The sequence below is a fragment of the Convivina intestini genome, assembly GCF_003096575.1.
Taxonomy (GTDB): domain Bacteria; phylum Bacillota; class Bacilli; order Lactobacillales; family Lactobacillaceae; genus Convivina; species Convivina intestini.
In genome coordinates this window covers 229,584-253,438 of the sequence record NZ_QEKT01000002.1, presented here as the reverse complement: position 1 = coordinate 253,438, position 23,855 = coordinate 229,584, and the positions used below count along the sequence as shown (strand labels likewise).

Here is a 23,855-nt window from a genome sequence, read left to right as displayed (position 1 = left end):
ATATTAGAATTAGCTCATAAATTAAATTAGGAGGAACACGAAATGCAAAACACTCAAAAGAACATTATTATTAATCAATCATCAGCCCTCCTCAGCTTGCTCAGGTATTCCTAGCAAGCGGGGCTTTTGAGGCTGGTTGTTAGGTAGAAACCAATGACTAGCCGCAGGAGTGCAATTCGTGTTTCTAACGGACTAGTCTATCAGATTAGTCCGTTTTTTTAGTATAAAGGAGAGAAGTAAATGAGAGAAATAACATTTTACGATACAACTTTACGTGATGGTGAGCAAACAATTGGCGTGAACTTTTCTAATCAAGAAAAGGTGAGCATCGCTCAGTCCTTGGAAGCCTATGGTGTTGATGCAATTGAAACCGGTTTCCCTGCGGCTTCTGACAAGGACTTTAAGGCCGTCCAAGCGATTGCTAAAACAATTAAGGATAGTAAGGTTGTTGGCTTGGCGCGGATGGTTCGAAAGGATATTGATGCAGTCATCGAATCAACCCGGGGAGCCGCTCATCCAGCTATTCATATTTTCATTGCAACATCGCCAATTCATCGACAATCAAAGCTGCATATGAGTAAGCAAGAGATTTTGGATAAAATTACCGCTGATATTAGCTATGTTAAAAACTACATGGATGACATTATTTTTTCACCAGAAGATGCCACCCGAACTGAACCTGAATTTTTAGTACAAGCAGTGCAAAGAGCGATTGATGCCGGAGCCAAAATGATTAATATTCCAGATACAGTGGGTTATTCCACGCCGGATGAATTTGGTCAGATTTTTGAAAACTTTAAGAGTCAAATTAAGGAATTTAATCAAATTGGTTGGTCCACCCACACCCACAATGATTTGGGTTTGGCCAATGCCAATGCCTTGGCAGGAATCGAGCATGGTGCTACCGAAGTACAGGGAACGATTAATGGGATTGGCGAACGGGCCGGTAATGTTGATTTGATTGAAACAGCGGTAGCTTTGCAAGTTCGACAGGATAAATTCCAAGTATCGACCAATATCGATTTAGTCCAATCAAAAAAAGTTTCTAATCAAATTGCTCGGATGTCTAAGATTGCTATTGCACCAAATAAACCGATTATGGGTCGCAATGCCTTTGCTCACGAATCCGGTATCCATCAGGATGGCTATTTAAAGAATCCTGAAACCTATGAAATTTTGAGTCCGGCCATGGTCGGTGCTAAAGCTAGTTTGCCGTTAGGGAAGCTATCAGGATCGCATGCGGTAATGTCCAAATTAAATGAGATGGGTTATGAAATTGGCAAAGAAGATATGCATAACATCTTTCCCCGCTTTAAAGCCATGGCTGAAGAGGTTGATATCGTCGATGAAGATCAATTGGAGAGCATGATGGCGAGTATATATGAAAAAAGGGTGGTGAATGGCTAAATGACTGGCAAGAAAAAAATCGTTGTGCTACCTGGTGATTATATTGGACCCGAAATTATGGCGGCCGGCTTGACCGTTTTGGCTGCCGCAACCCAGGGAACCGACTTTAAATATGAACTAATTGAATGTCCCTTTGGTGGGGCTGGCATTGATCAGGTTGGAGATCCCCTACCAGACGAAACCATCCAAACGGCTCAACAGGCAGATGCAATTTTGCTGAGTGCGATTGGCGGTCCGAAGTGGGATCAAGCCCCAGTTCGACCAGAAGCTGGTTTGTTAGGCATTCGTTCGGCTTTGAATTTATTTGCTAATATTCGCCCCACGCAAGTGTCACCAGCTCAGATTGAGCGCTCGCCTTTAAAGGGTGAAAATGTAACCGGTACCGATTTTGTGATTGTTCGTGAATTAACTTCGGGGGCTTACTTTGGGCAACCGCGGCGACTTGATCAGGATGAGGCAGTCGACACAATGTATTATAGTCGCGCTGAAATTGAACGGATTATGGCCGTTGGTTTCCAGTTAGCTCAACAGCGCAAGCGCCATGTCACTGTGGTTGATAAATCCAATGTTTTAGCCACTTCAAAATTATGGCGACAAATTGGGCAGGAATTTAGTCATCGTTATCCGGATGTGCAAGTTGATTATCGTTATGTTGATGCAATGTCAATGGCCATCATTGCCCATCCCGCTCAGTTTGATGTGGTGATTACGCCGAATTTGTTTGGTGATATTTTAAGCGATGAAGCCGCTCAGATTACTGGTTCAATCGGACAAATTCCATCGATGTCAATCGGGGTCAATGGGCCTAATTTATATGAACCAATTCACGGATCGGCACCCGACATTGCTGGAAAAGGGATTGCCAATCCACTTTCGATGGTTAATACCGTGGCGATGATGATGGCACAAAGTTTTAATGAAAACCAGATTGCACACAAGATTCAAGCTGCTGTTGACTATGTAATTGCCCATAAAATCGTGACATCGGATATGGGTGGGAGTCAGACGACAGCAAGTATGACCCAAGCCCTAGTTGACTTTATTAGAGAGGAGAATTAGGTCAATGAGTAAGACATTATTTGACAAAATTTGGGATGCCCACGTAATTGCTGGACAGGTGGGCGAACCACAGTTGCTCTATGTTGACCTCCATTTGATTCATGAAGTCACTTCCCCCCAACCTTTTGATGGTTTGCGGTCAATGCATCGTCGTTTACGTCGGCCGGATTTAACCTTTGCTACCATGGACCACAATGTGCCGACCAAGGATATTTTTAATGTACAAGATGAAATGTCACGGCTACAGATGGAAACGCTGGAACGCAATTGTAAAGAATTTGATGTACCCTTGGCTTCCATTGGGGATGATCAGCAGGGTATTGTGCACGTAGTAGGACCAGAACGGGGATTAACGCAACCGGCTAAAGTCATTGTCTGTGGAGATTCACATACAGCAACTCACGGGGCTTTTGGCACGATTGCTTTTGGAATCGGTACCTCTGAAGTTGAACACGTGATGGCCACACAAACGATTTGGCAGGTAAAGCCTAAAACCATGGGCATTAAAATTACGGGTACTCTACCGGCTAATACATATGCCAAAGATATTATTATGGGCATAATCGCTAAGTATGGTGTTTCCTTTGGAACTGGCTATGCGATTGAATTTTATGGCGAAGCGGTTGAAAAGTTGTCGATGGAAGCCCGCTTGACCATGTGCAACATGTCCATTGAAGCTGGTTCAAAAACGGGGATGGTTCGGCCTGATCAAACTACTTTTGATTATATTAAGGGCCGTGAATTTGCCCCCAAGGATTTTGCGGCGGCACAAAAATATTGGGAAAGTTTTTATACCGATGATGAAAGTGCCTTCGATGAAAGGCTAACCTTTGATGTCAGTGATTTGAAACCGATGATTACCTGGGGAACTAATCCGGGGATGGCCATGCCAGTCGATCAACTTACGCCGGCCATTAAAGATGGCAATGATCAGGCGGCCTATGACTATATTGGTCTACATCCTGGCATGAAGGCCGAGGAAATTCCGCTAGATTATCTGTTTATTGGTTCTTGTACTAATAGCCGCTACGAGGATCTAGAAATTGCTGCTCAAATGATGAAAGGTAAGCACCTAGCACCCAATATTACGGCCTGGATTGTCCCCGGTAGTCGGGCCATTCGAAATAAGGCCATTAAAAATGGCCTTGCTAAAATTTTTGAAGATGCTGGTTGTGAGTGGCGCGAGCCAGGTTGTTCGGCCTGTTTGGCCATGAATCCAGATAAAATTCCAGCTGGCATGCATGCTGCCTCGACTTCTAATCGTAATTTTATTGGTCGTCAAGGAGCTGGTTCACGGACGCATTTGGCCTCACCAGCCATGGTTGCAGCGGCTGGTATTGCTGGCCATTTTGTTGATATAACACAATTAGATGCTGGAGAGGGGGAGTCAAAATGAAAGCTTTTACAGAAGAAATTGGCCGGGCCGTTGTGATTCCAAACGACAGTATCAATACTGATATCATTTTGCCTAAGCAATTTTTGAAAAACATTTTAAAAACCGGATTTGGCAAAGACTTATTTTTTGATTGGCGCTACTTGGAAGATGGGTCTTTAAATCCTGATTTTGAGTTAAATAAGCCAGAACATAAAGGGGCCACCATTTTAATTACAGGAACTGATTTTGGCTCTGGTTCTTCAAGAGAACATGCCGTTTGGGCCTTGACTGATTACGGCTTTAAAGCTGTGATTGCCGGTGGCTTTTCCGATATTTTTTACATGAATGCTACTAAAAACGGCCTCTTACCCATTGTCTTGCCCGAAGCTGATCGGGCAGTCTTGCGTCAGGTCAAGGCCGATGAGTTGATTACGATTAATTTACCGCAACAAGAAGTTATTTATAATACCCAGGCTTTTCATTTTGATATTAATCCGCAATGGAAAGAAAAGTTTATTAAAGGCGAGGACGATATTGACCATACACTGCAATTTGCCAATCAAATTACGGCTTTTGAACAAAAACGTCCCAACTTTGGCTAGGAGGCAGGATGGATCCAGCAATAGAATTAAAAAATCGAATGAATATTAGTCGGGCGACACCACTTTTTTATAAGGTTTTCGCCATGGTAGCAGCCGGGATGATTTTGGATGGGGCCGATGTTTATCTGGCCAGTGCCGTCAACAGTGCCATTATTGCCAATCATTTTGCCACGATTGCCCAGGGATCAATGTTTTTATCAGCCGGCTTCCTAGGCTTATTCTTTGGATCACTTTGGGCTGGCTTAATTGGTGATTACTTTGGTCGTCGGCAGGCCTATCAAATCAATTTAGTGTTGTTTGGCTTTTTCACCGTCTTAGCTGCTTTTGCTCCAAACGTTTGGGCTTTAATTGTCCTCCGTTTTATCGCCGCGATTGGTTTAGGCGCTGAAATAGTGACTGGGTTTGCTCTTATTAATGAATTTGCCCCAGTGGCCACCCGAGGCCGTTGGTCAGCTTCAGTGTCAGTGATTGCTAATATGGCTGCCCCCTTGACCTTGGTTTTGGCAGCTGTAGTGATTCCACGCTATAGTTGGCGGTCAACTTTTATCATTATTGGTATTGCAGCCTTGATTTTATGGATTATTCGGCATAATTTTCCAGAATCCCCGCGGTGGTTGATTAGCAAAGGGCGTTATCAAGAAGCCGAAGCAATCATTCAAAAATTATAAGTCAATGGGCATACCCAATTCAAACAACCAATCAGTGACCAGGGACCCGTTCGAATTAGTTTAGGACGAGGTTTGATAGTGGCGACCGTGGCAATTTCGGCGGTCAATTTGGTTCAGTATACCTTTACCTCCTGGATGCCCACTTTGTTAGTAAAACAGGGGCTAAATGTCGTCCATTCCTTAGGGTTTTCAGCGGTAATGATGGCTGGGGCACCTTTAGGAGCCTTGATTGGGGCAATCTTAGTTGATCGAATCGGTCGAAAAACGGTCATTGTACCGGCATTTATCATAACGGCCATTTTAGGGTTAATCTATGCCCAACAACGCCAAATTGCTTGGGTTTTAATCGTTGGTTTCTGTTTGGTTACAACCATTTATATCTTGATGGCTTCAATCGTCAGTGTCTATATGTCTGAGTTGTTTCCAACTTATTTCCGCTTCCGTGGAGCCGGTTATGCCAATGCAGTGGCTAAAATTTTAACGGTCTTAACTCCCTACTTAGTGGCTTGGGCGCTAACCCGAGTTAACGCTAACTTAATTTTTTACTTCATGGCGACGGTTGCCATTATTGCGGCCATTGTAGTTGCAGTGATGGGGCCAGAAACTAAACAACGCACAATTAATTAAAGGAGAATATAACAATGTCAAATAAACATATTAGCTGGAATGGTGCTATTCAACCCGAAGCAATTGAAATTTTAAAAGGAGAAGGGGGTATGATTGTTAGTCCAACTAAGGTTGGTTACATTATCATGACTTCTGATAAGGCTGGTTTAGAGCGGAAATTCGCTGCTAAAAATCGCAAGCGGAATAAGCCTGGTGTCGTTTTGTGTGGTTCGGTGGAACAGGTCAAGGAATTGGCCCAAATGACACCTGAAATTGAAGAAATGTATCAACGCCACTGGGATCAAGATATCTTGTTGGGGTGTATCTTGCCCTGGAAGGATGAGGCTAAGAAAATGATTCCAGCCGATGGCAGTCAGGAACTAATGATGGATGGCCGCGATACCAGCTGTTTTGTGATTAAATTTGGCAGGCCTAGTGAAAAGATTGCTAAGCATATGTGGGAAGAATATGGCAAGTTCTCCTTTGCCAGCTCAGCTAATCCGTCCGGTCAGGGAAATCGTGGTTTGGTTACCGGTATTGGTGATCAAATCGAACAAACTGCCGACTTAATTATTGAAGCTAATGACTACGTGGCTTCAATTCAACCCAATGAAACAGCCGAAACTCGTTACGAGCAAGGGGTGATGGTTTCCATGGTTGATGAACAAGGAAATTTGATTCCCCAACAAAACGGTCAAGTCGGTGTTCAACCGGCCCCAATCGTTATTCGAAAGGGTCTAGATGTCGATAAAATTATGAAAAATATGAGTGATATCTTTAACTCGTGGGACTATCGCCACGGTTTCTACTACTAAGGGGTCCATAGCTGGCCCCCCTTCGCAAACAAAGGAGATAATGCGATGACTAAAGCAAATACTTTTAAAAACGACGTCATAAAATACGGAACTTTTATTCTTTTGATTCTTGTAGCAGGAATTATTTTGTTGGGTTCTGGAATGGGCCAATATCCTGAAATTATTGGTATGGCAGTATTATCCTTTACCTTTGGTTTGCGACATGCTTTTGATGTCGATCATATTGCTGCCATTGATAATATGACCCGTAAAATGTTAAACGATGGCAAGAATACTCGGGGAGTCGGTTTTAGCTTTTCCTTTGGACATTCAATGGTTGTCGTGTTGATGGCACTTGCCACGGTGGTTTTCGTTGAATGGGCCAAGAATTCTATGCCAATTTTTGAAAATATTGGCGGAGCCTTTGGGACGATGATTGCCGGGGTTATGCTGTTTTTCCTAACGGTTGTGAATACTTTTATCTTGTTTAGCATCTGGCGTAACTTTAAAAAAATTAATCAACAGGCTCAAAATGGGCAAACGGCAGAAGAATTTGTACCAGATTCGAAAATTTATACTTGGTTTACGAAAATGTTGCAAATGATTCAACATAACTGGCAAGTTGGTATTGTTGGTTTCTTGTTTGGTTTGGGCTTTGATACCGCCACGCAAATTGCAGTCCTAGCAACTTCGGCTACCGCCACTAGTGCTGGGATTGCCTGGTACACCACCTTAGCCTTTCCCTTATTATTTACAGCAGGAATGTGTTTAATGGATACTATGGATGGCTTTTTCATGAGTACCACCTACAATTGGATTATTTCGTCCTCCTATCGGAAGGTTTACTATAACTTAATCTTAACTAGTATCTCAGTTTTGGCCGCTGGTTTTATTAGCTTTGTTGATTTTACCCAATCTTTTTCAGCCATTTTTGGTTGGAATAATGGTTTGACAAATTGGGCTAGTAGCCTGGACTTTAACCAACTAGGCATTATCTTAGTGATCATCTTCGTAGTGGTATGGACGTTGGCTTTGACTATTTGGCGGGTTATGAATCTGTCTGAGCGTGAAATTGCTGATTAAAAAAATGACGTCAATCTTAGTTGACGTCATTTTTACTGTCTAACCCTGGCGGGGTTAGGGTGTCATTTTTAATAAAGCTTCTAAAATTATGATGAATCTGGGCAAAGAGTTCATCGGGCCCAGTATTAAGCATCTCTTTTGGAAAGAAGAACCGCTGATCAACTGAAGCCCGGCCTTTAATGGCAGCCACCAGGGGTGAAAGGGCCGATAACTCCTGATGGGTGCCGTCCTCTAGAATAAAGTCAATCTGAGTCCGAGGCTTTTTATCACTGGGTTTGTAATCGTCATACGGAAGGTCGTAGGCATCGTTGCGGGCGGTATAATAGTCTGGATTGTAGCCTGCTTTTTGCACAATTTTTTCGAGGTTATCCAAATAAGGCGCCGTCTTTTCATTGATTTGAATTGATTTTAACGGCCGGCGTTGTAGGAAACGTTGGGCCAAATCAGAAAGAATTTGATCAGGATGATCCTGCCAAATATTAATATAAGTCATAAAGACATGATCATCTAAACGTAAGTAATCCCTAACTGACAGGGGTTGGTCGCTAAAAAGTGGCCGCAATAGCGGACCAACAAAGTCCTCTTCGGCGACATTTTGGTTTTGCTGGAGTTCTTTAACACGATGCAATAGATGCTCTAGGATGACTTCCATGCCTCGTGAAACCGGATGGAAATACACTTGCTGATACATCTGATAGCGACTGACAATGTAATCTTCAACCGCGTGCATGCCTCGAATATCAAAGCCGATGCCCTGAGTGGTGGGCCGCATGGTGCGCATAATCCGGTCAATATCAAACTCACCGTATTTAGTACCCGTGTAATAGGCGTCACGGAGTAAATAATCCATTCGATCAACATCTAATTGACTAGAAATTAATTGCACCACCTGTTGATTAGGGTAGGTTTTAGCAATGACACTGGCGACCTTATTGGGAAAATCGGGTCCCTGTTGCAATAAAATCCGATTAATTTCAGTATCGCCAGTAATGATGGCCCGAGTCATGGCTTCGTGATCGGTCTGGAAGAGATGCTCAAAAGTATGTGAGAAGGCGCCATGACCAACGTCATGGAGTAAAGCTGCCACCATGGTTAGCAAACTCTCAGCGGGGTCCCAGCAGCCATTGCGACCATTATTTTTACTATAGTATTGATTAAAATATTCAGTGACACGTCGGGCTAATTCGTAAGCCCCCACCGAGTGACCGAAGCGGGAATGTTCAGCGCCATGGAAAACACTGCTAGTAATCCCCAACTGTTGTACTCGGCGTAAACGCTGGAATTCTGGTGTATTGATGAGATCCAAAATAATCTGATCTTGAACGTGAATGAAATTATGAATTGGATCTCTTAAAACTTTTTCTTGAACTAGTTGTGCTGACACGGTTTAACCTTTTTCCTTTTAGCTTGTTTATATTATAATGTAAAGACTTACAACTGTCATTTCTGGAGGAATATTTTGTCACAAACATTTACGGTTCAGGTGGACTTAATCACCCAAATTTGGCAGGACAGCGGCGATGAGAAGTTTGATTTTCATCTGCCAGGACAATTAATTATACGAAATGGAACCGCCTATCTTAGCTACACCGAACAATTACCTGACCAAAATGACACGGAGGTTCGCTTTAAATTAAAGCCGCAGCAAGTTGGTTTAACCCGCACTAATGAAAATACGACGCATCTAAGTTTTAAAGCCCAGCAAGATCAAGAAACGGTTTATCAAACCGCAGCGGGTCCAATGGTGCTCAATACTTATACAACTGGTTTAGACTTAGAGTTAGACCAAGCAAAGGGTGCTGGTCAACTTTTATTGGAGTATGTTTTATCCAGTCAGGGCCAAGTTGTTGGTCGTTATCGAGTTGATTTGCAATTCAAGCCATAATTGAGTATATTTAATTAGTTAGAAATGTGAAAGGACGTATGATATGTCGATACAAGCAGATGGCAATCTTAAAGAAGAAATGGCCTTAGTTGAGATTGCAACCGCCATCTTGTCAAAGCATGGTGATTCAATGCCCTTTAGTAGCCTAGTAGAGGAAATTCAAGACTTTTTAGGGGTTGATGCCGAGAGTTTTCGACCTCGACTATCACAATTTTATACGGACTTAAACACAGATGGTTCCTTTATTTCCCTGGGAAATAATGAATGGGCCTTGCGTGCTTGGTATCCAGTTGATGCCATTGATGAGTCAATTCATGAAATTGATGATGACGAAGAGAAGCCAAAGCGTAAGAAGGCCAAGAAAAAGGTTAACGTCTTTGCTGATAACGCCGCTGATGACGATGTCATTGACTATAACGATGATGATCCTGAAGACGACGACTTTGACGATGTTGCCGAAGATGATAAGTCTGATAATGACGATGATAGTTCCGATAGTGACGATGATGATTCAGTGGCTGAAGAGTCGATTGACGACAATCTAACTGAGCTAGCTGGAAGTGATGATCTTGATGACTTGAGCGATGGCGACGAAGAAAAATAATTTAAAAAAGTATTGATTTTTTACCGCTGAGAATGTAATATATATAACTGTGCTACGGCGCAAGATTATGCTCCTGTAACTCAGTTGGTTAGAGTAGGGGATTTTTAATCCCAAGGTCCTCGGTTCGAATCCGAGCGGGAGCACTGAGTTAATCAGGAGACCTTGGGAGATTCCAAAAAAGCAACTTTCTTCGGAAGGTTGCTTTTTATTTTCTTGCAAATCATTTTTGAATTGGCTACAATTGTCCTAACGTAGTGAGGATGAGTAGCTTAAAAATCCTATTCAGCGACGTCATGGATGGTGAGAATGGCGAGGGTTTTAGGTGAAGACTACTTCACTTTTGACATACTAGTAACTAAGCGTGAAACTATGACCGGCCTAACCAGCCGTTATCCTGGTCGATTAAGTGTCGCCTATGTGGCGGAACTTGGGTGGTACCACGCACAAGCGTCCCTAGATTTCTGGGGGCGCTTTTTTATGTCATGCGTAGAAAAATTAGGAGTTTGCAGATGGCAAAACAGGGAAAAGAATTGAGTCGAGATTTATCCTCTTTTCAAATGGAAATGATTGCTCTGGGAGGAACAATCGGGGTTGGACTCTTTATGGGTTCAGCCGCAACAATTAAATGGACAGGTCCATCAGTCTTATTGGCTTATATGTTGGCTGGTTTGGTCCTTTATATTGTTATGCGGGCCTTAGGGGAGATGTTATACGTTGATCCGGCAGTGGGTTCTTTTGCTAATTATGCCAGTCGCTATATTCATCCTTTGGCGGGCTATTTAACCGTTTGGGCTAATGTTTTTCAGTGGCTAACAGTTGGTATTAGTGAAACGATTGCCGTGGGGGTCTACTTGGATTATTGGTGGCCGGGCATCCCGGGGTGGGTTAGTGCGATCGTCGTTCTGGCGACCTTAACTGCTGCCAACTTATTTACTGTTAAAGCCTACGGCCGGATGGAGAGTTGGTTTTCCTTGATTAAGGTCGTAACGATTGTCTTTATGATTATCTTGGGATTCTTAGTGATTTTATTTGGTATTGGTAATCATGGGCATCCGCTTGGTTTTTCAAACCTTTGGACGCATGGTCAGTTCTTTGCTGGTGGTTTCAAAGGCTTTATGTTTGCCCTGTCAATTGTCATGACTTCTTATCAAGCGATTGAAATTATTGGCATTACCGCCGGAGAAGCCGCTAATCCACAAGAAGCAATCGTAAAATCGATTAAGTCGATTGTCGCTCGAATTTTGATTTTCTATATTGGGTCAATTTTTGTGATTATTACGATTTATCCTTGGAATCAACTCGATCAAGTTGGTTCACCCTTTGTGGAGACCTTTGCTCGGGTAGGAATTACCGCGGCGGCTGGTATTATTAACTTTGTCATGCTAACAGCGGCTATGTCAGCCCTAAATTCCGGTATCTTTTCTTCGAGCCGGATGCTTTATACGCTGGCTTTAAGTAAGGAAATTTCACCAAAATTTTTGAAACTATCCAAGCGCCGTGTTCCTGAAATTTCGGTACTAGCAATTTCGGGCGGAATTCTATTAGGTATTATCATTAACGCAGTTTTGCCACTATTTTGGCATGGTAGTTCCAGTGTCTTTGTTTTGGTGTATAGTGCCAGTACCTTGCCGGGAATGGTGCCCTGGTTTGTGATTTTGATTAGTCAAATTCGCTTCCGCAAAGCCAATCCGGGACTACTAACTGACCATCCCTTTAAGTTATGGCTATCGCCTTGGACAAACTATTTTGCCATTTTCTCTCTGGTGATTACCTTGGTCTTTATGGTAATTAATCCAGATACGCGTATTCCACTTTTTATTGGTTTAGGCTTTCTAGTGATTATGTCCCTTGTTTATCTAATGACTCATCGGAAACGGGGATGACTTTGCGAATGGCAGCAAAATTCTGATATGATAGATTGGTAACTTACTTAGGAAACTGAGTAATGTCAATCTAAATCATATGGGAGAAATTATGAATCGAAGTGAATTAAAACATTCAGTCAAAGAACGTTTAAGTGGTAATTATGGTTACTTAATCCTCGTTACTTTGCCAGCAATTATTGTGGGCTTGTTTACAGCAGGCTGGTCGGGTGCTCGTCCTACCAACTATGATAATGTTGCCAATAATACTGCAACGGCAATTGACTATATTAATATGGCTCATTTGGACTTTAACAGTGACTTTTTAAGTATTGTCGCCTTCTTTGTCGAAATTGGGGTTGCTTTTGCTTTGTTGGACTTTTATCGTAATCAAGAAAAAAAGGCCCATCCATTTCTACAATTTATCTATGTTTACCAGCAAAAAGGTCTATTTTTAGGAACTTTGGTCATTGGTATTTTGCAGTATGTTTGGATTTTATTATGGACCCTGCTATTGATCGTGCCAGGGATTATCAAGTCGTTGGCTTATTCACAGGCTGGTTTTATTTACCGAGATGCTTTGGATAAGGGCGAAAAACTCGGTTATACTGAGGCGATTACTCAGAGTCGTAAGTTGATGGACGGCCACAAGGCGGAATATTTTGTCTTGAACCTGAGCTTTATCGGCTGGTTCTTGTTAATTGGTATTACCTTTGGTATCGCTGCGATTTGGGTAGTACCATACTATCAAATGACTATGTCAGCTTATTATGACCGTCTTAGTGGATCAAGCGATGATGGTTTGATTATTGATTCTGCGGCAAACTAAAAAATAAGTTGACAAGATTAGGTCGACTTTGTAGTATATATAAGGGCTCACATTTAGTGTGAAAAACGTTTAAAGCTCTCAAGCACAGGCTTGGGGGCTTTTCTATTTTTTATTTTAGAAGGATAAGTTCCCAAAAGACATTGACTGGAAGAATTAGGAGGCATTATGGCAGATAAGCAGGTTAAGTATATTTTTGTTACCGGAGGGGTTGTCTCTTCGTTAGGAAAAGGAATCGTAGCAGCTTCATTAGGACGCTTACTAAAAAACCGGGGACTGAAGTTAGCGATTCAAAAGCTTGATCCATATATTAATATTGATCCCGGTACCATGTCTCCTTACCAGCACGGAGAAACTTTCGTGACTGGCGATGGCTTGGAAACTGATTTGGACATGGGTCACTATGAGCGTTTCATGGACATTGATACAAACATGTATTCCAATGTAACGACCGGCCGGATTTATTCTGAAGTTTTGAGTAAGGAACGGCGTGGTGACTATAATGGCGCTACGGTTCAGGTCATTCCACATGTCACCAATGCCATTAAAGATAAAATTATTAAAGCTGGCGAATCTAAAGACGCTGACGTTGTCATTGTTGAAGTAGGTGGCACGGTTGGCGATATTGAAAGTTTGCCATTTATTGAAGCCTTGCGTCAGATGAAATCCGACCTTGGTAGTGAAAATGTCTTTTATATTCACACGAGTTTGATTGTTTATTTGCGAGCTGCTGGAGAAGCTAAAACTAAGCCAACCCAACACTCAGTTAGTCAGTTGCGTTCGCTAGGCATTCAACCGGATATGATTGTTTTACGGACTGAAAAGCCTTTGGATGATAGCTTGAAGTCTAAGATTTCCACCTTTACTGATGTCAACACTCAGGCTGTGATTGAATCACGTGATGTGGAAACATTGTATGAAATTCCTTTGAATTTACAAGCACAACACATGGACGATGTAGTCTTAGAAAAGTTACATCTTCAAGCGCCAGAAGCTGATATGAGTCAGTGGAAGGAAATGGTTGAATCAATTAAGCATCCGAAAAAGAAGATTCAAATCGCCTTGGTTGGTAAGTATACTGATTTGCCAGATGCCTATATTTCAGTTAATGAAGCTTTGAAGCATGCTGGTTATTCACAGTCAACTGATGTCATTATTAAGCACATTAATTCTGAAACGGTCACGGCTGATAATGTGGCTGATCTGGTTATGGGTGTTGACGGCATTATGATTCCAGGTGGCTTTGGTTCACGTGGAACTGAGGGTAAGATTCAGGCTATTCGCTATGCGCGTGAACGTAATATTCCATTCTTGGGCGTATGTTTGGGGATGCAGTTGGCCTCAGTTGAATTTGCCCGCGATGTCTTAGGACATAAGGATGCTAATTCAACGGAGTTAAATCCACAAACGCCCGATCCTGTGATTGGTTTGATGGCTGATCAGGCTGATGTGGAAGACTTGGGTGGTACGCAACGCCTTGGTTTCTATCCAACCTGTCTTTTGGCGGGTACCAAGACGGCTCATGCCTATGGTGACCAAGCTGAAGTGCAAGAGCGTCACCGTCATCGTTATGAATTTAATACCGATTATCGTCAGGAATTTGAAGATGCCGGCATGGTCTTTTCGGCTACTTCACCGGATAATCGTTTGATGGAGGTGATTGAGTATCCTAAGAATGATTTCTTTATTGCTGCTCAATACCATCCTGAATTCTTATCACGACCAAACCGTCCCGAAGGTTTGTACAACGCTTTCATTACGGCGGCGCTTAATTACAGCGGTCAATAATTTTTAAAAGCGTACTTGCTGGTACGCTTTTTTCTATCCCATAGAGGGGGTTATAATAGGGACATGCTTGCACATCCATCACAACATATTGAAGATAAATTAACCCTTTTACCCAGTGAACCAGGCTCTTACCAAATGAAAGATGACAACGGTAAGATCATTTATGTGGGAAAGGCCAAGAATCTTAAAAATCGTGTTCGTTCCTATTTTAAACAGGATCATACCGGTAAAACGGCGGAATTAGTTAGTAAAATCGTTGATTTTGATTTTATTGTAACCAATTCCGATAAGGAAGCTTTCCTATTAGAAAATGAATTAATTAAAAAGTATAAACCTTACTACAATATTCGTTTGAAATACGGTACCGGTTATCCCTATATTAAAATAACTAAGGAACGCAATCCTAAAATGGCCCTGGTGAATGAAGTCCGCAAGGATGGGGGTTTTTACTTTGGTCCCTATCCAAACGTCTACGCTGCCCAAGAAACCTTGCATTTTTTAGAAAAGAACTATCCCTTACGGCGTTGTAATGGTTATCAGGGACGCCCTTGTCTGTATTACAGTATGGGCCAGTGCTTGGGGCCGTGTTGGCATACGGTCCCAGAAGCGGAGTATCAAGCCCAAATTGATAAAATTAAACACTTTTTGGATGGGAATACCAAGACCGTTAAGCAACATATTGCTGATCAAATGCATCAGGCCGCCGAAAATTTAGAATTTGAACGGGCAGCTGATCTACGTGATCAATTAAAATACATTAATGAAACAGTTGAAAGCCAACGAGTCTTATCCAAAGACACAACGCCACGTGATCTCTTTAATTACTATTTAGACAAGGGTTGGATGACGGTAACGGTCTTTTTCTTACGCCAGGCCCGTTTGATTCGGCAGTATAAGCGTACTTTTGCTGTTGTGGAAGATGCCTCAACTGAGTTAAGTAACTTTATCCAGCAGTTTTATTGTCAGCGTAATATTCAAAAGCCTCGGGAAGTTTTGGTACCCAAGGGGATGGATGTTCAAATTCTATCCGATATTTTGGCTGTACCGGTCCGCGTTCCAGTCCGGGGTGAAAAACGTGATTTATTAGACTTGGCTCAAAAAAACGCTCAAATTGTATTGGAAGAAAAGTTCCGTTTGTTAGAATTAAATGAACAAAAAACGACTGGCGCCATGCAAGAAATCACTGATGCCTTGCATCTTTCAGCCGGCCATCGGATTGAAGCCTTTGATCATTCTCACACCCAAGGAGTTGAGATTGTTTCCGCCATGGTGGTGTTTGAAGATGGGGTGCCAGAGCGGAAGTTGTACCGGAAATATAAAATTAAGAGTGTAGATCATGCCGATGAATGGAAAGAGACCCAAGAGGTTATTCGACGTCGTTATAGTCGTCTTTTAAAAGAAAAAGGTGACCTGCCAGACTTGATTCTGATGGATGGTGGTGAAATTCAGGTCCATGCCGCCAAGGAAGTGCTGGAAGACGAACTCGGTTTATCAATTCCGATTGCCGGGATGGTTAAAAATGATAAGCATCGGACAGCTGATTTGATTGATGGTCGCACTGGGGAAGTGGTCTTTTTGGCCCGGCAGTCGCAAGGTTTTTACTTGTTGCAGCGGATTCAAGATGAAGTGCATCGTTTTGCCATTACTTTTCATCGGCAGTTGCGCTCTAAGAACTCGTTAACCTCGCGCCTGGATAGTATTCAAGGCGTGGGGCCAAAAACTCGGCAAAAATTATTGCGTAATTTTGGTTCCTTACCTAAAATTGAAGCAGCTAGTATTGAAGAGTTACAATCATTAGGGATTAATGAGAAGCTCGCGCGGGTCATTCATTGGTCACTGACCCAGAACCATAGCTAAATAGTGATAGCTATGATACACTAAACTTTTGAGTTAATAGGAATAGAAGAGGGGTTTCCCTTAGTAGGTAAAAATATATGGCATTTGTCGATCAAGCACAAGTTGAACTAAAAGCAGGAAAGGGTGGCGATGGAATCGTCTCCTTCCGACATGAGAAATTTGTTGCTATGGGTGGTCCTTTTGGTGGGGATGGTGGCCATGGCGGCTCAATTATCCTTAAAGTTGATGAAGGTTTACGGACCTTGATGGACTTTCGTTATAACCGTCATTTTAAAGCCCAAGCGGGTGGTAATGGTGGTACCAAGGGGATGACTGGGGCTTCGGCTGACGATCGGATTATTAAAGTACCGGAAGGAACCTTAGTTTATGATGCTGATACGGGTGAATTGCTAGGAGATTTGTTGGAAAATGGCCAAACCTTAGTAGTTGCTAAGGGTGGCCGTGGTGGTCGTGGTAATATTCGTTTTGCCACGCCAGCCAATCCGGCTCCAGAAATTTCTGAAAACGGGGAGCCGGGTCAAGTTCGTAATATCCGCATGGAATTACGAGTTTTGGCCGATGTCGGTTTAGTTGGTTTCCCATCAGCTGGAAAATCTACGCTGCTATCAGTAGTTTCTAACGCTAAACCTAAAATTGGCGCTTATCACTTTACCACCATTGATCCTAATATCGGGTTAGTTCGTTTGGCGGACGGTCGTGACTTTGTTATGGCCGATTTACCTGGATTAATCGAAGGAGCTTCTCAAGGAGTCGGATTAGGATTTGAATTCCTCCGTCATGTGGAACGAACCCGTTTAATTTTGCACCTAGTTGATATGTCTGGCATTGAGGGCAATGACCCTTACGAACAATATCGCAAGATTTTAACGGAGTTAAAGGAGTATGATCCAACTTTGTTAGAGCGCCCACAAATCGTGGTAGCCACTAAGATGGATATGCCAGATGCCGCTGACTTATTAGCAACCTTTAAAAAGCAGGTTCAAGCTGATTCTGGTTTGCCAGCAGTACCTGAAATTGTACCGATTTCGGCTATTCAGCAAAATGGTGTTAATCAGTTGATGATTTTGACAGCCAACACATTAGAAACGGCACCAGTACCAGAAAGTTACCACCTTGAACCAGAAACAACTGCCGAAAAGATCTATAAATTCAAGGAAGAAAAGCCTGAATTTAAGGTTGAGTGGGTGGCTGATGAAAATACTTGGCTCATTTCTGGTCAAGCAGTCGAAAAGCTATTTGCAATGACCAACATGCAACGTGAAGCAACGATTATGCGATTTGCTCGTAAGTTGCGTCATATGGGGGTTGATGAACGTCTGAAAGAGGCCGGTGCCAAGAACGGTGATGATGTCCGTATCAATAATTCCGACTTCGTGTTTGAGTTTAGCGAATAAGGTCCTTTACAAAACTTGGCTTAGGCCAAGTTTTTTGTTTTATTACAGTGTTTTTGATGCATGAAAGGGGTAAACCATGTTGCGATTAGGAACAATTGGCACTAGTTGGATTGTGAAACAATTTATTGAGGCAAGCCATTTAGCGGGCGCTTTTGATTTAGAAGCAGTCTATTCACGGCGAGTAAGTCGGGCGGAAGAATTTTTGGCTGAGTTGATGCCAGCTAATTCATCAGCCTTAGCTTTGGATAGTTTGACTGAACTATTTGAGGCCAGTGACCTAGTCTACATTGCTTCGCCCAACTCCTTACATTTTGAACAGGTTCAAGCGGCTTTGAAGGCGGGCTGTCATGTAATTGTCGAAAAACCAGCTTTTAGTAATCCCCGTGAATTCGCTCAGATTCAAGAGCTGTTAGGACAACATCCAGACTTGAGGTTGATGGAAGCTAATCGGCATCTATACCAACCTAATTTTATCGCCTTACAAAAAGCTGTCGCACAATTACCACAAATTGATGGGGCTAACTTTGTGATGGCGCAGTATTCGTCTAAATATGACGCTTACCTAGCCGGTAAAAATCCCAATGTTTTCAATAAGGATTTTTCAACAGGAGCCCTGTATGATTTAGGGGTTTATCCCTTGTCAGCTGCTTTGGCTTTGTTTGGTCAACCGCAAGCACTACAGTACTTACCGGTTTTACTAGACAATCAAACCGATGGCAGTGGTCAAGCGACCCTGATCTATCCGGGTTATCAAGTCAGCTTACAATTTAGTAAGACTTACAATGCCTGTCGACCTAGTGAAATTTATGCTGGCCGTCAAACTGTATCAATTGACCATATTGCTGATTTAAATCACATTGATATTATTGACGATGGGCAAGTCCAAACAGCGATTGCCGAGGTGCAAGCTGAAAATCCAATGGTAGCTGAAGTGCAAACCTTTGCCCAGTGGCTAGCTGAGCCACTGGCTTATTACCAGCAATACCAACAAGCCTTACAACTTAGCCAATTGATTAATCAGACCCTGTTTGATCTACGTCAGTCGGCTCAAATAGAATTTCCAGCAGATGAGAGAGTTTATGACAATTAATCCAATTTTAAGTGAACGTTTTAATCAAGAATTTGATCAGGCGACGCCGATTCAAAGTGCAGTTTGGGAGCATATGGTTGCTGGTAAATCCATTTTTGGTTTAGCTCCAACTGGTAGTGGTAAAACTTTAGCCTTTACTTTGCCAATGCTGACTAATATTGAGGCCAACAAACAGGTTCAGTATCTGATTTTAGCACCAAGTCAAGAGTTGGCCGTCCAGTTAAGCCAAGTTATCCGGGATTGGGCTAAGAACTTGGATTTAAAGGTTATGAGCCTAATTGGGGGCGCAAATGGCCGTCGTCAGGCGGATAAGTTAAAAAAAGATCATCCCCAAGTAGTGGTTGGTACCTTGGGTCGCACCTTAACTATGTTGGCTAGTGGTGCTTTAAAGGTTACCAATTTAAAGGGGTTGATTGTTGATGAGGCCGATGAAATTTTAATACCGGAACGGACTGAAGACTTAGAAAAGTTGGCTGGGTACTTGCCCGATGACTTACAAGTGGCTCTTTTCTCAGCCACGGATGGGGTGGATTTGAAGTGGATTACGGAACTGTTTGGCCAAGCGATTTTGCCTGTCTCAGTTGGACAAACCGTACCGGCAACGATTCAACATCGTTATCAATATGTTGACGAACGTGCCAAGGTCAAAATGTTGATTCAATTAGGACGACATCATCAGCAGGCCCTGGTATTTTTTAACAGTATTAATGCTTTGGTAGCTGTCCAATCGGCCTTGCGACATGCCAATGTTCGGGTGATGAGTGTTGGTAACAATGAAAAAAGTCAGATTCGCCGGGCGGATGCGATTCGGTTATTTAAAAAGGGGGAGCTCGATTTGCTCTTGGCCACTGACGTAGCGGCTCGTGGTTTGGATATTGTGGATTTGCCCCTGGTGGTTAATGCTCAGATTCCAACCAGAAAAAAAACCTATATTCACCGGACGGGTCGGACAGGTCGAGCTGGTAAGGCTGGGTTGATTTTAAACTTGGGTAATGATCACGATGTCCGCAATCTTAAGCGAGAATTAGGGCCTGATTTTGATTTGCAGCCCTACGATGAATCTCTTTTGATAAAAGAAAAAGTGGCTACTGACCCAGATACTGTCGCTGAGACGGTGGCTTCAGCTGCACCACAGCCGGTTAAAAAAGAGCGACAGTCTGAACGGCCAGTGAAGGCAAGACCTAAAACTAAAGTTAAAGCCGCAAAGGTTGTCGATGAGCAGCCAATTAAGCCAACAAAAAAGAAGAAAAGAACCAAGCGTAATAAAGATAAAGGTAAGCCTAAGTGGGCTAAATCATAAGGTTTTAATTCAAAGAATCTACTTGGGTTCTTTTTATTTTATCCAAATGTAAATGATATAATAATTAGTAATTAATAAGGTTTAGTCCTTGATTAAGCTAACCAAAGGGTTGGCCAATTACACTAAAAATTTCATAAAATACTGATAAAAAGCCATTTAGGAGGTTATATGCCAGAGTTACCAGAAGTAGAGACGGTACGGGCTGGGCTGAGCGCTCTAGTACAGGGCGCTACCATTCAAGAAGTGGTGGTTCCTTACCCCAAAGTGATTACTGGAGATGTCGACCAATTTAAGGCCCAGGTGCTAGGTAGCACTTTTGAACGCTTTGATCGACGTGGCAAGTACCTATTATTTCGCCTGTCTAACAAACATACGATTGTTTCCCATTTACGTATGGAGGGGCAGTATTCGGTTGAACCAATTGAAGCTAAGCCACACAAGCACACTGAAATTATTTTTAAGTTAACTGATGACCGTGCACTAATGTATAACGATACTCGGCGCTTCGGTCGTTTACAGTTGGTAGAAACTGGTCAGGAAGGCCAAGCCGTTGATGGGCTGGGCAAGCTGGGACCGGAACCAACGGCTGCGGACTTGAAGTTGGATTACATGGTTAAAATTTTCCAAAAATCTCATCGAATGGTCAAACCATTTTTACTAGATCAAAGTAAAATTGCTGGACTAGGTAATATCTATACCGATGAGGTCTTGTGGCAGAGTAAAATTCATCCGGAAAGTTTAACTGATCATTTAAGCCCGGAGCAACTCGCAACATTGCGCACTAACATTATAGCTGAAATTAAACGTGCAATTGCTGAGCATGGTACCACGGTGCATAGTTTTAGTAACATCTTTGGTAAGGTGGGTGAGTTTCAAAATAAGTTGGAAGCCTACGGCCGGGTTGGTGAGCCTTGTCACCGCTGTGGCACCCCGATGATTAAATTTAAAGTGGCGCAAAGAGGCACCACAATTTGCCCAGTATGTCAGGTAAAACAGTAGTTGATACATAGAAAGGAACGCATGACAGAAGAACAAATCAGTATCCGCCGCGTTAAATTAACGGCTCGTAAACAGTTAACCGATAATTTTTTCGCTGCCTTTAAAATCAATATCTTTGTGATTGTGCGCATGATGATAAATGTTTGGGCCATCATTCTGGGTGCTGTTTTAGCCTTTTATTTAAGTACCCATTCTAATCAGACTTTGGTGAATAATGTGCAGCCTAATTACCTGACGATGATTCTTCAGCACAGTTTGATTTTGTTGGTTTCTTGGTCAACACTGTGGACGATTGTGGATCAATTCCAACAACCTAAAGAACCAGTTAAGTTTAAACGCGTCTTTCAAATTATTACCAATGGTTCTTTTTGGACAACTTTCGTACTAGCCCTGGTGCAAAATATCTTGATTTGGTTTTGGACCCTGTGTTTTATTATTCCAGGCGTGGTTAAGTATTTTGCCTATTCGCAGACCTATTATGCCTATAAAATGGACTTATTGTTTAAGCGGCAGCAACAATCGCTAACAGATTACATTACGATCAGTCGACGGGTGATGAATGGTAACAAATTGCAACTGTTTAAACTAGAAGTGAGTTTTCTGGGTTGGCATTTACTGGGTCTACTCAGTGGTGGTTTGGCTTATATTTACGTTGCGCCTTACTTAAATGCTAGTCGGGTCGTTTTTTCCAGTCAGGTATTTAATCGGGCGATGGGGAGGCTCAAGGAATGAAAGTTATTGGATTAACGGGGGGCATTGCCTCCGGTAAGAGTAGTGTGAGTGCCTTGTTCAAACAAAATGGCTTACCGATTGTTGATGCCGACCGGGTTGCTCGTGAAGTGGTTGAACCGGGGACAACTACGCTGGAAAAAATTAAATTGGCTTTTGGCCCTAATATTATTGATAATGGCGTTTTAAATCGCGCAGCCCTTGGTAAAGTTGTTTTTAGTGACCGGGCGGCTTTAGATCAATTAAATGAAATTATTCAGCCTGTAATTGCCAGCGCCATTGAGGATAAGCTGGCTTTTTGGCGCTTACAAAAAGCGCCAGTAGTGATTGTGGATGTGCCTTTGTTGTTTGAGCGGGGCTATGATCAAAAAGATTTCTTCGATAAAATCGTGGTTGTGACCATTGATCCTAAACAGCAGCTTCAACGGTTGATGGAACGTGATCATCTAGAAGAAATGCAGGCCCGGCAACGGATGGCCAGCCAGTTGGACTTAAATCAAAAGGTTCAAAAGGCTGACTATGTCATTAATAACAATGGCGATAGTGAACATCTTCAAGAGCAAGTCCTAGCTTTAATCAAGCAAATTAAGGAGTAAGTATGGCAGAATCGGCTTTGACAATTGAATTTCATGTGCAGGCGGGCGTTTTTTTGCAAGCAGACCAAGAAATCAGCACAGCCGATTTAAACCGCACTTTTGACCTTTATCTACCATTTCTAGGACCAAGTGGCTTTAGCCTTTACCAACTGCTGGTTAATGAGTTAAATGATCGCCAAAATACATTAGCTGGGCAGGATCATAACTTTATTTTGGACAGCCTCAATGTCAATTTAATCAATTTTGTTAAATTACGGCGGCGGTTGGAGGCAGTTGGTCTACTAAAGACTAGTTATTATCAGGATGCTTTGGGAGAAGCCTACACGTACCAGCTACGGCCTGCTCTAGCAGCCAGTGATTTTTTTGATGAAAAATTACTAGCGGGACTATTGTTTAAGTTTGTGGGTGAAGAGCGCTTTGTCACCCTTCAAAAACGCTACGGTAAGGTTGGTATTGCTGAGGTAAAGGGGACCAATATTTCAGCAAATTTCTTACAGGTATTTAGTCGTGAGGAAGAAACTGTTTTACCTGAGAACCTTTTGGAAAAAAATATTTTTAAACCAGTTGGTCAGCAGGATAGTTTTGATTTTGATAATTTGACCCTGCTTATTCGGGGCATGAGTAAGGAAAAATTGGCTCAGCATCGTGAATTTATTCTGGCTCAGCACGCTTTATATGGCCTAAATGAAAGTCAGTTGGCCCGGGTAATTAACGCCAACATTAGTTTGGATTACCAGGATTTAAATGAGCAGGGGGTCATGACCTTCCTGTTGGAGAACTTCGCCAATCATCCGGTCAATGCGACTGATATAACTGATACAACGGTGCCAATCCAGACCGTTCAATCCGATTCAAAACCCGCAACATCGACACTGGCTAGTTTGTATCAAGCCGCCGAACAACTCTCACCAGTGCAGTTTATTGCCCAAATTAAAAGTAATAATGGGGGCTTTGTAAGTCGCGGGGAAGAACGGATATTACGGGATTTAATCAACCAAAAGATTTTAAATCGGGCGGTGATTAATATTTTGATTTATCAAGTTTTGGTGGGCATGGACAATGCCTCTTTGAACCGTAATTTGGTCGATACCATTGCTAATTCCTGGGCCAAGGCCAAGTTAGAAACCCCTCAACAGGCCGTGGACTTTATCAAGCAACGGCAGGAAAAAGCAACTCAGACCAAGCAAAAGAAGAGCTACCGGCCAGCTAAAAAGGTTGAACCAGCCATGGTTAAAAATAGTACTAGTACAGGGGTAACTACTCAAACCAGGGCTGACGTAACGGCGGCCTTGGCCGATTTGAAACAACTGAAAACTAAGAATTGAGGTTTC

The 23,855-nt window shown here is 42.5% G+C and carries 20 protein-coding genes, 1 tRNA gene and 1 pseudogene; 21 read left to right on the top strand and 1 reads right to left on the bottom strand.

Going from position 1 to position 23,855, the window contains the following annotated elements:
* Positions 1–240 precede the first annotated feature (240 nt).
* From C7384_RS03295 to C7384_RS03265, 7 genes and pseudogenes are all read left to right on the top strand, one after another.
* Positions 241–1,407 (top strand): 2-isopropylmalate synthase, encoded by a 1,167-nt coding sequence (locus C7384_RS03295; protein WP_089937989.1) that lies wholly within the window; start codon positions 241–243, stop codon positions 1,405–1,407.
* Entirely contained in the window at positions 1,408–2,466 is a 1,059-nt protein-coding gene (gene leuB, locus C7384_RS03290; protein WP_089937991.1) for a 3-isopropylmalate dehydrogenase, read from the top strand.
* Positions 2,467–2,470: 4 nt separating this feature from the next.
* Complete coding sequence (gene leuC, locus C7384_RS03285; protein WP_089937992.1) at positions 2,471–3,862, top strand: 3-isopropylmalate dehydratase large subunit; 1,392 nt, start codon at positions 2,471–2,473, stop codon at positions 3,860–3,862.
* The gene (gene leuD / locus C7384_RS03280; protein WP_089937994.1) at positions 3,859–4,443 is read left to right on the top strand and encodes a 3-isopropylmalate dehydratase small subunit; all 585 of its coding nucleotides are present in this window, start codon (positions 3,859–3,861) and stop codon (positions 4,441–4,443) included. Before leuC ends, leuD begins: the two co-directional genes overlap by 4 nt.
* An 8-nt stretch (positions 4,444–4,451) precedes the next feature.
* Positions 4,452–5,738 (top strand): annotated as a pseudogene (locus tag C7384_RS03275) (MFS transporter).
* Between the two features lie 14 nt (positions 5,739–5,752).
* The gene (locus C7384_RS03270) at positions 5,753–6,532 is read left to right on the top strand and encodes an L-threonylcarbamoyladenylate synthase (protein ID WP_089937996.1); all 780 of its coding nucleotides are present in this window, start codon (positions 5,753–5,755) and stop codon (positions 6,530–6,532) included.
* A gap of 45 nt (positions 6,533–6,577) precedes the next feature.
* Positions 6,578–7,594: a HoxN/HupN/NixA family nickel/cobalt transporter gene (locus tag C7384_RS03265; protein WP_089937998.1), complete on the top strand. Its 1,017-nt coding sequence runs from the start codon at positions 6,578–6,580 to the stop codon at positions 7,592–7,594.
* 16 nt (positions 7,595–7,610) lie between these two features.
* Here the strand turns inward: C7384_RS03265 and C7384_RS03260 are convergent, their stop codons facing one another.
* Positions 7,611–8,978, bottom strand: coding sequence for an HD domain-containing protein (locus C7384_RS03260; protein WP_089938000.1), 1,368 nt, complete (start codon positions 8,976–8,978; stop codon positions 7,611–7,613).
* A gap of 75 nt (positions 8,979–9,053) precedes the next feature.
* Between C7384_RS03260 and C7384_RS03255 the strand changes: the two genes are divergently transcribed.
* The 14 genes from C7384_RS03255 to C7384_RS03185 all read left to right on the top strand — a co-directional run bounded on the left by C7384_RS03255 (position 9,054) and on the right by C7384_RS03185 (position 23,849).
* Entirely contained in the window at positions 9,054–9,479 is a 426-nt protein-coding gene (locus tag C7384_RS03255; protein WP_165806770.1) for a YwiB family protein, read from the top strand.
* 43 nt (positions 9,480–9,522) lie between these two features.
* Positions 9,523–10,083: a DNA-directed RNA polymerase subunit delta gene (rpoE, locus tag C7384_RS03250; protein ID WP_089938005.1), complete on the top strand. Its 561-nt coding sequence runs from the start codon at positions 9,523–9,525 to the stop codon at positions 10,081–10,083.
* A 69-nt stretch (positions 10,084–10,152) separates the two neighbouring features.
* Positions 10,153–10,226: transfer RNA gene (locus tag C7384_RS03245), tRNA-Lys, on the top strand.
* 366 nt (positions 10,227–10,592) lie between these two features.
* Positions 10,593–11,966, top strand: a complete 1,374-nt coding sequence (locus C7384_RS03235; protein ID WP_089938009.1) for an amino acid permease — start codon at positions 10,593–10,595, stop codon at positions 11,964–11,966.
* 91 nt (positions 11,967–12,057) lie between these two features.
* Positions 12,058–12,774: a DUF975 family protein gene (locus C7384_RS03230; RefSeq protein WP_165806769.1), complete on the top strand. Its 717-nt coding sequence runs from the start codon at positions 12,058–12,060 to the stop codon at positions 12,772–12,774.
* Between the two features lie 165 nt (positions 12,775–12,939).
* Positions 12,940–14,559 carry a CTP synthase gene (locus tag C7384_RS03225; protein WP_089938012.1) on the top strand — a complete coding sequence of 540 codons (1,620 nt, stop codon included), beginning with the start codon at positions 12,940–12,942 and terminating at the stop codon, positions 14,557–14,559.
* A 63-nt stretch (positions 14,560–14,622) separates the two neighbouring features.
* Entirely contained in the window at positions 14,623–16,416 is a 1,794-nt protein-coding gene (uvrC, locus tag C7384_RS03220) for an excinuclease ABC subunit UvrC (RefSeq protein WP_089938013.1), read from the top strand.
* 77 nt (positions 16,417–16,493) lie between these two features.
* A complete protein-coding gene (obgE, locus tag C7384_RS03215; protein WP_089938015.1) occupies positions 16,494–17,810 on the top strand; it encodes a GTPase ObgE in 1,317 nt (438 codons plus the stop codon).
* Between the two features lie 76 nt (positions 17,811–17,886).
* Positions 17,887–18,900 carry a Gfo/Idh/MocA family protein gene (locus C7384_RS03210; protein ID WP_089938017.1) on the top strand — a complete coding sequence of 338 codons (1,014 nt, stop codon included), beginning with the start codon at positions 17,887–17,889 and terminating at the stop codon, positions 18,898–18,900.
* Positions 18,890–20,200 (top strand): DEAD/DEAH box helicase, encoded by a 1,311-nt coding sequence (locus C7384_RS03205; protein ID WP_089938020.1) that lies wholly within the window; start codon positions 18,890–18,892, stop codon positions 20,198–20,200. The genes C7384_RS03210 and C7384_RS03205 overlap by 11 nt, the downstream gene beginning before the upstream one ends.
* Positions 20,201–20,368: 168 nt before the next feature.
* The gene (mutM, locus tag C7384_RS03200) at positions 20,369–21,199 is read left to right on the top strand and encodes a DNA-formamidopyrimidine glycosylase (RefSeq protein ID WP_089938022.1); all 831 of its coding nucleotides are present in this window, start codon (positions 20,369–20,371) and stop codon (positions 21,197–21,199) included.
* Positions 21,200–21,220: 21 nt separating this feature from the next.
* Positions 21,221–21,931 (top strand): DUF975 family protein, encoded by a 711-nt coding sequence (locus C7384_RS03195; RefSeq protein WP_089938024.1) that lies wholly within the window; start codon positions 21,221–21,223, stop codon positions 21,929–21,931.
* A complete protein-coding gene (gene coaE, locus C7384_RS03190; RefSeq protein WP_089938026.1) occupies positions 21,928–22,524 on the top strand; it encodes a dephospho-CoA kinase in 597 nt (198 codons plus the stop codon). Before C7384_RS03195 ends, coaE begins: the two co-directional genes overlap by 4 nt.
* A 2-nt stretch (positions 22,525–22,526) precedes the next feature.
* Positions 22,527–23,849, top strand: a complete 1,323-nt coding sequence (locus C7384_RS03185; protein ID WP_089938028.1) for a DnaD domain protein — start codon at positions 22,527–22,529, stop codon at positions 23,847–23,849.
* The last annotated feature ends 6 nt before the right edge of the window (positions 23,850–23,855 follow it).

Coding starts and splice junctions, on each gene's coding strand:
- C7384_RS03225 (WP_089938012.1), top strand. CDS start 12,940: ATGGCAGATAAGCAGGTTAAGTATATTTTTGTTACCGGAGGGGTTGTC.
- C7384_RS03195 (WP_089938024.1), top strand. CDS start 21,221: ATGACAGAAGAACAAATCAGTATCCGCCGCGTTAAATTAACGGCTCGT.
- leuB (WP_089937991.1), top strand. CDS start 1,408: ATGACTGGCAAGAAAAAAATCGTTGTGCTACCTGGTGATTATATTGGA.
- C7384_RS03185 (WP_089938028.1), top strand. CDS start 22,527: ATGGCAGAATCGGCTTTGACAATTGAATTTCATGTGCAGGCGGGCGTT.
- leuD (WP_089937994.1), top strand. CDS start 3,859: ATGAAAGCTTTTACAGAAGAAATTGGCCGGGCCGTTGTGATTCCAAAC.
- C7384_RS03205 (WP_089938020.1), top strand. CDS start 18,890: ATGACAATTAATCCAATTTTAAGTGAACGTTTTAATCAAGAATTTGAT.
- leuC (WP_089937992.1), top strand. CDS start 2,471: ATGAGTAAGACATTATTTGACAAAATTTGGGATGCCCACGTAATTGCT.
- C7384_RS03270 (WP_089937996.1), top strand. CDS start 5,753: ATGTCAAATAAACATATTAGCTGGAATGGTGCTATTCAACCCGAAGCA.
- rpoE (WP_089938005.1), top strand. CDS start 9,523: ATGTCGATACAAGCAGATGGCAATCTTAAAGAAGAAATGGCCTTAGTT.
- mutM (WP_089938022.1), top strand. CDS start 20,369: ATGCCAGAGTTACCAGAAGTAGAGACGGTACGGGCTGGGCTGAGCGCT.
- C7384_RS03235 (WP_089938009.1), top strand. CDS start 10,593: ATGGCAAAACAGGGAAAAGAATTGAGTCGAGATTTATCCTCTTTTCAA.
- C7384_RS03230 (WP_165806769.1), top strand. CDS start 12,058: ATGAATCGAAGTGAATTAAAACATTCAGTCAAAGAACGTTTAAGTGGT.
- C7384_RS03210 (WP_089938017.1), top strand. CDS start 17,887: ATGTTGCGATTAGGAACAATTGGCACTAGTTGGATTGTGAAACAATTT.
- uvrC (WP_089938013.1), top strand. CDS start 14,623: ATGCTTGCACATCCATCACAACATATTGAAGATAAATTAACCCTTTTA.
- obgE (WP_089938015.1), top strand. CDS start 16,494: ATGGCATTTGTCGATCAAGCACAAGTTGAACTAAAAGCAGGAAAGGGT.
- coaE (WP_089938026.1), top strand. CDS start 21,928: ATGAAAGTTATTGGATTAACGGGGGGCATTGCCTCCGGTAAGAGTAGT.
- C7384_RS03295 (WP_089937989.1), top strand. CDS start 241: ATGAGAGAAATAACATTTTACGATACAACTTTACGTGATGGTGAGCAA.
- C7384_RS03265 (WP_089937998.1), top strand. CDS start 6,578: ATGACTAAAGCAAATACTTTTAAAAACGACGTCATAAAATACGGAACT.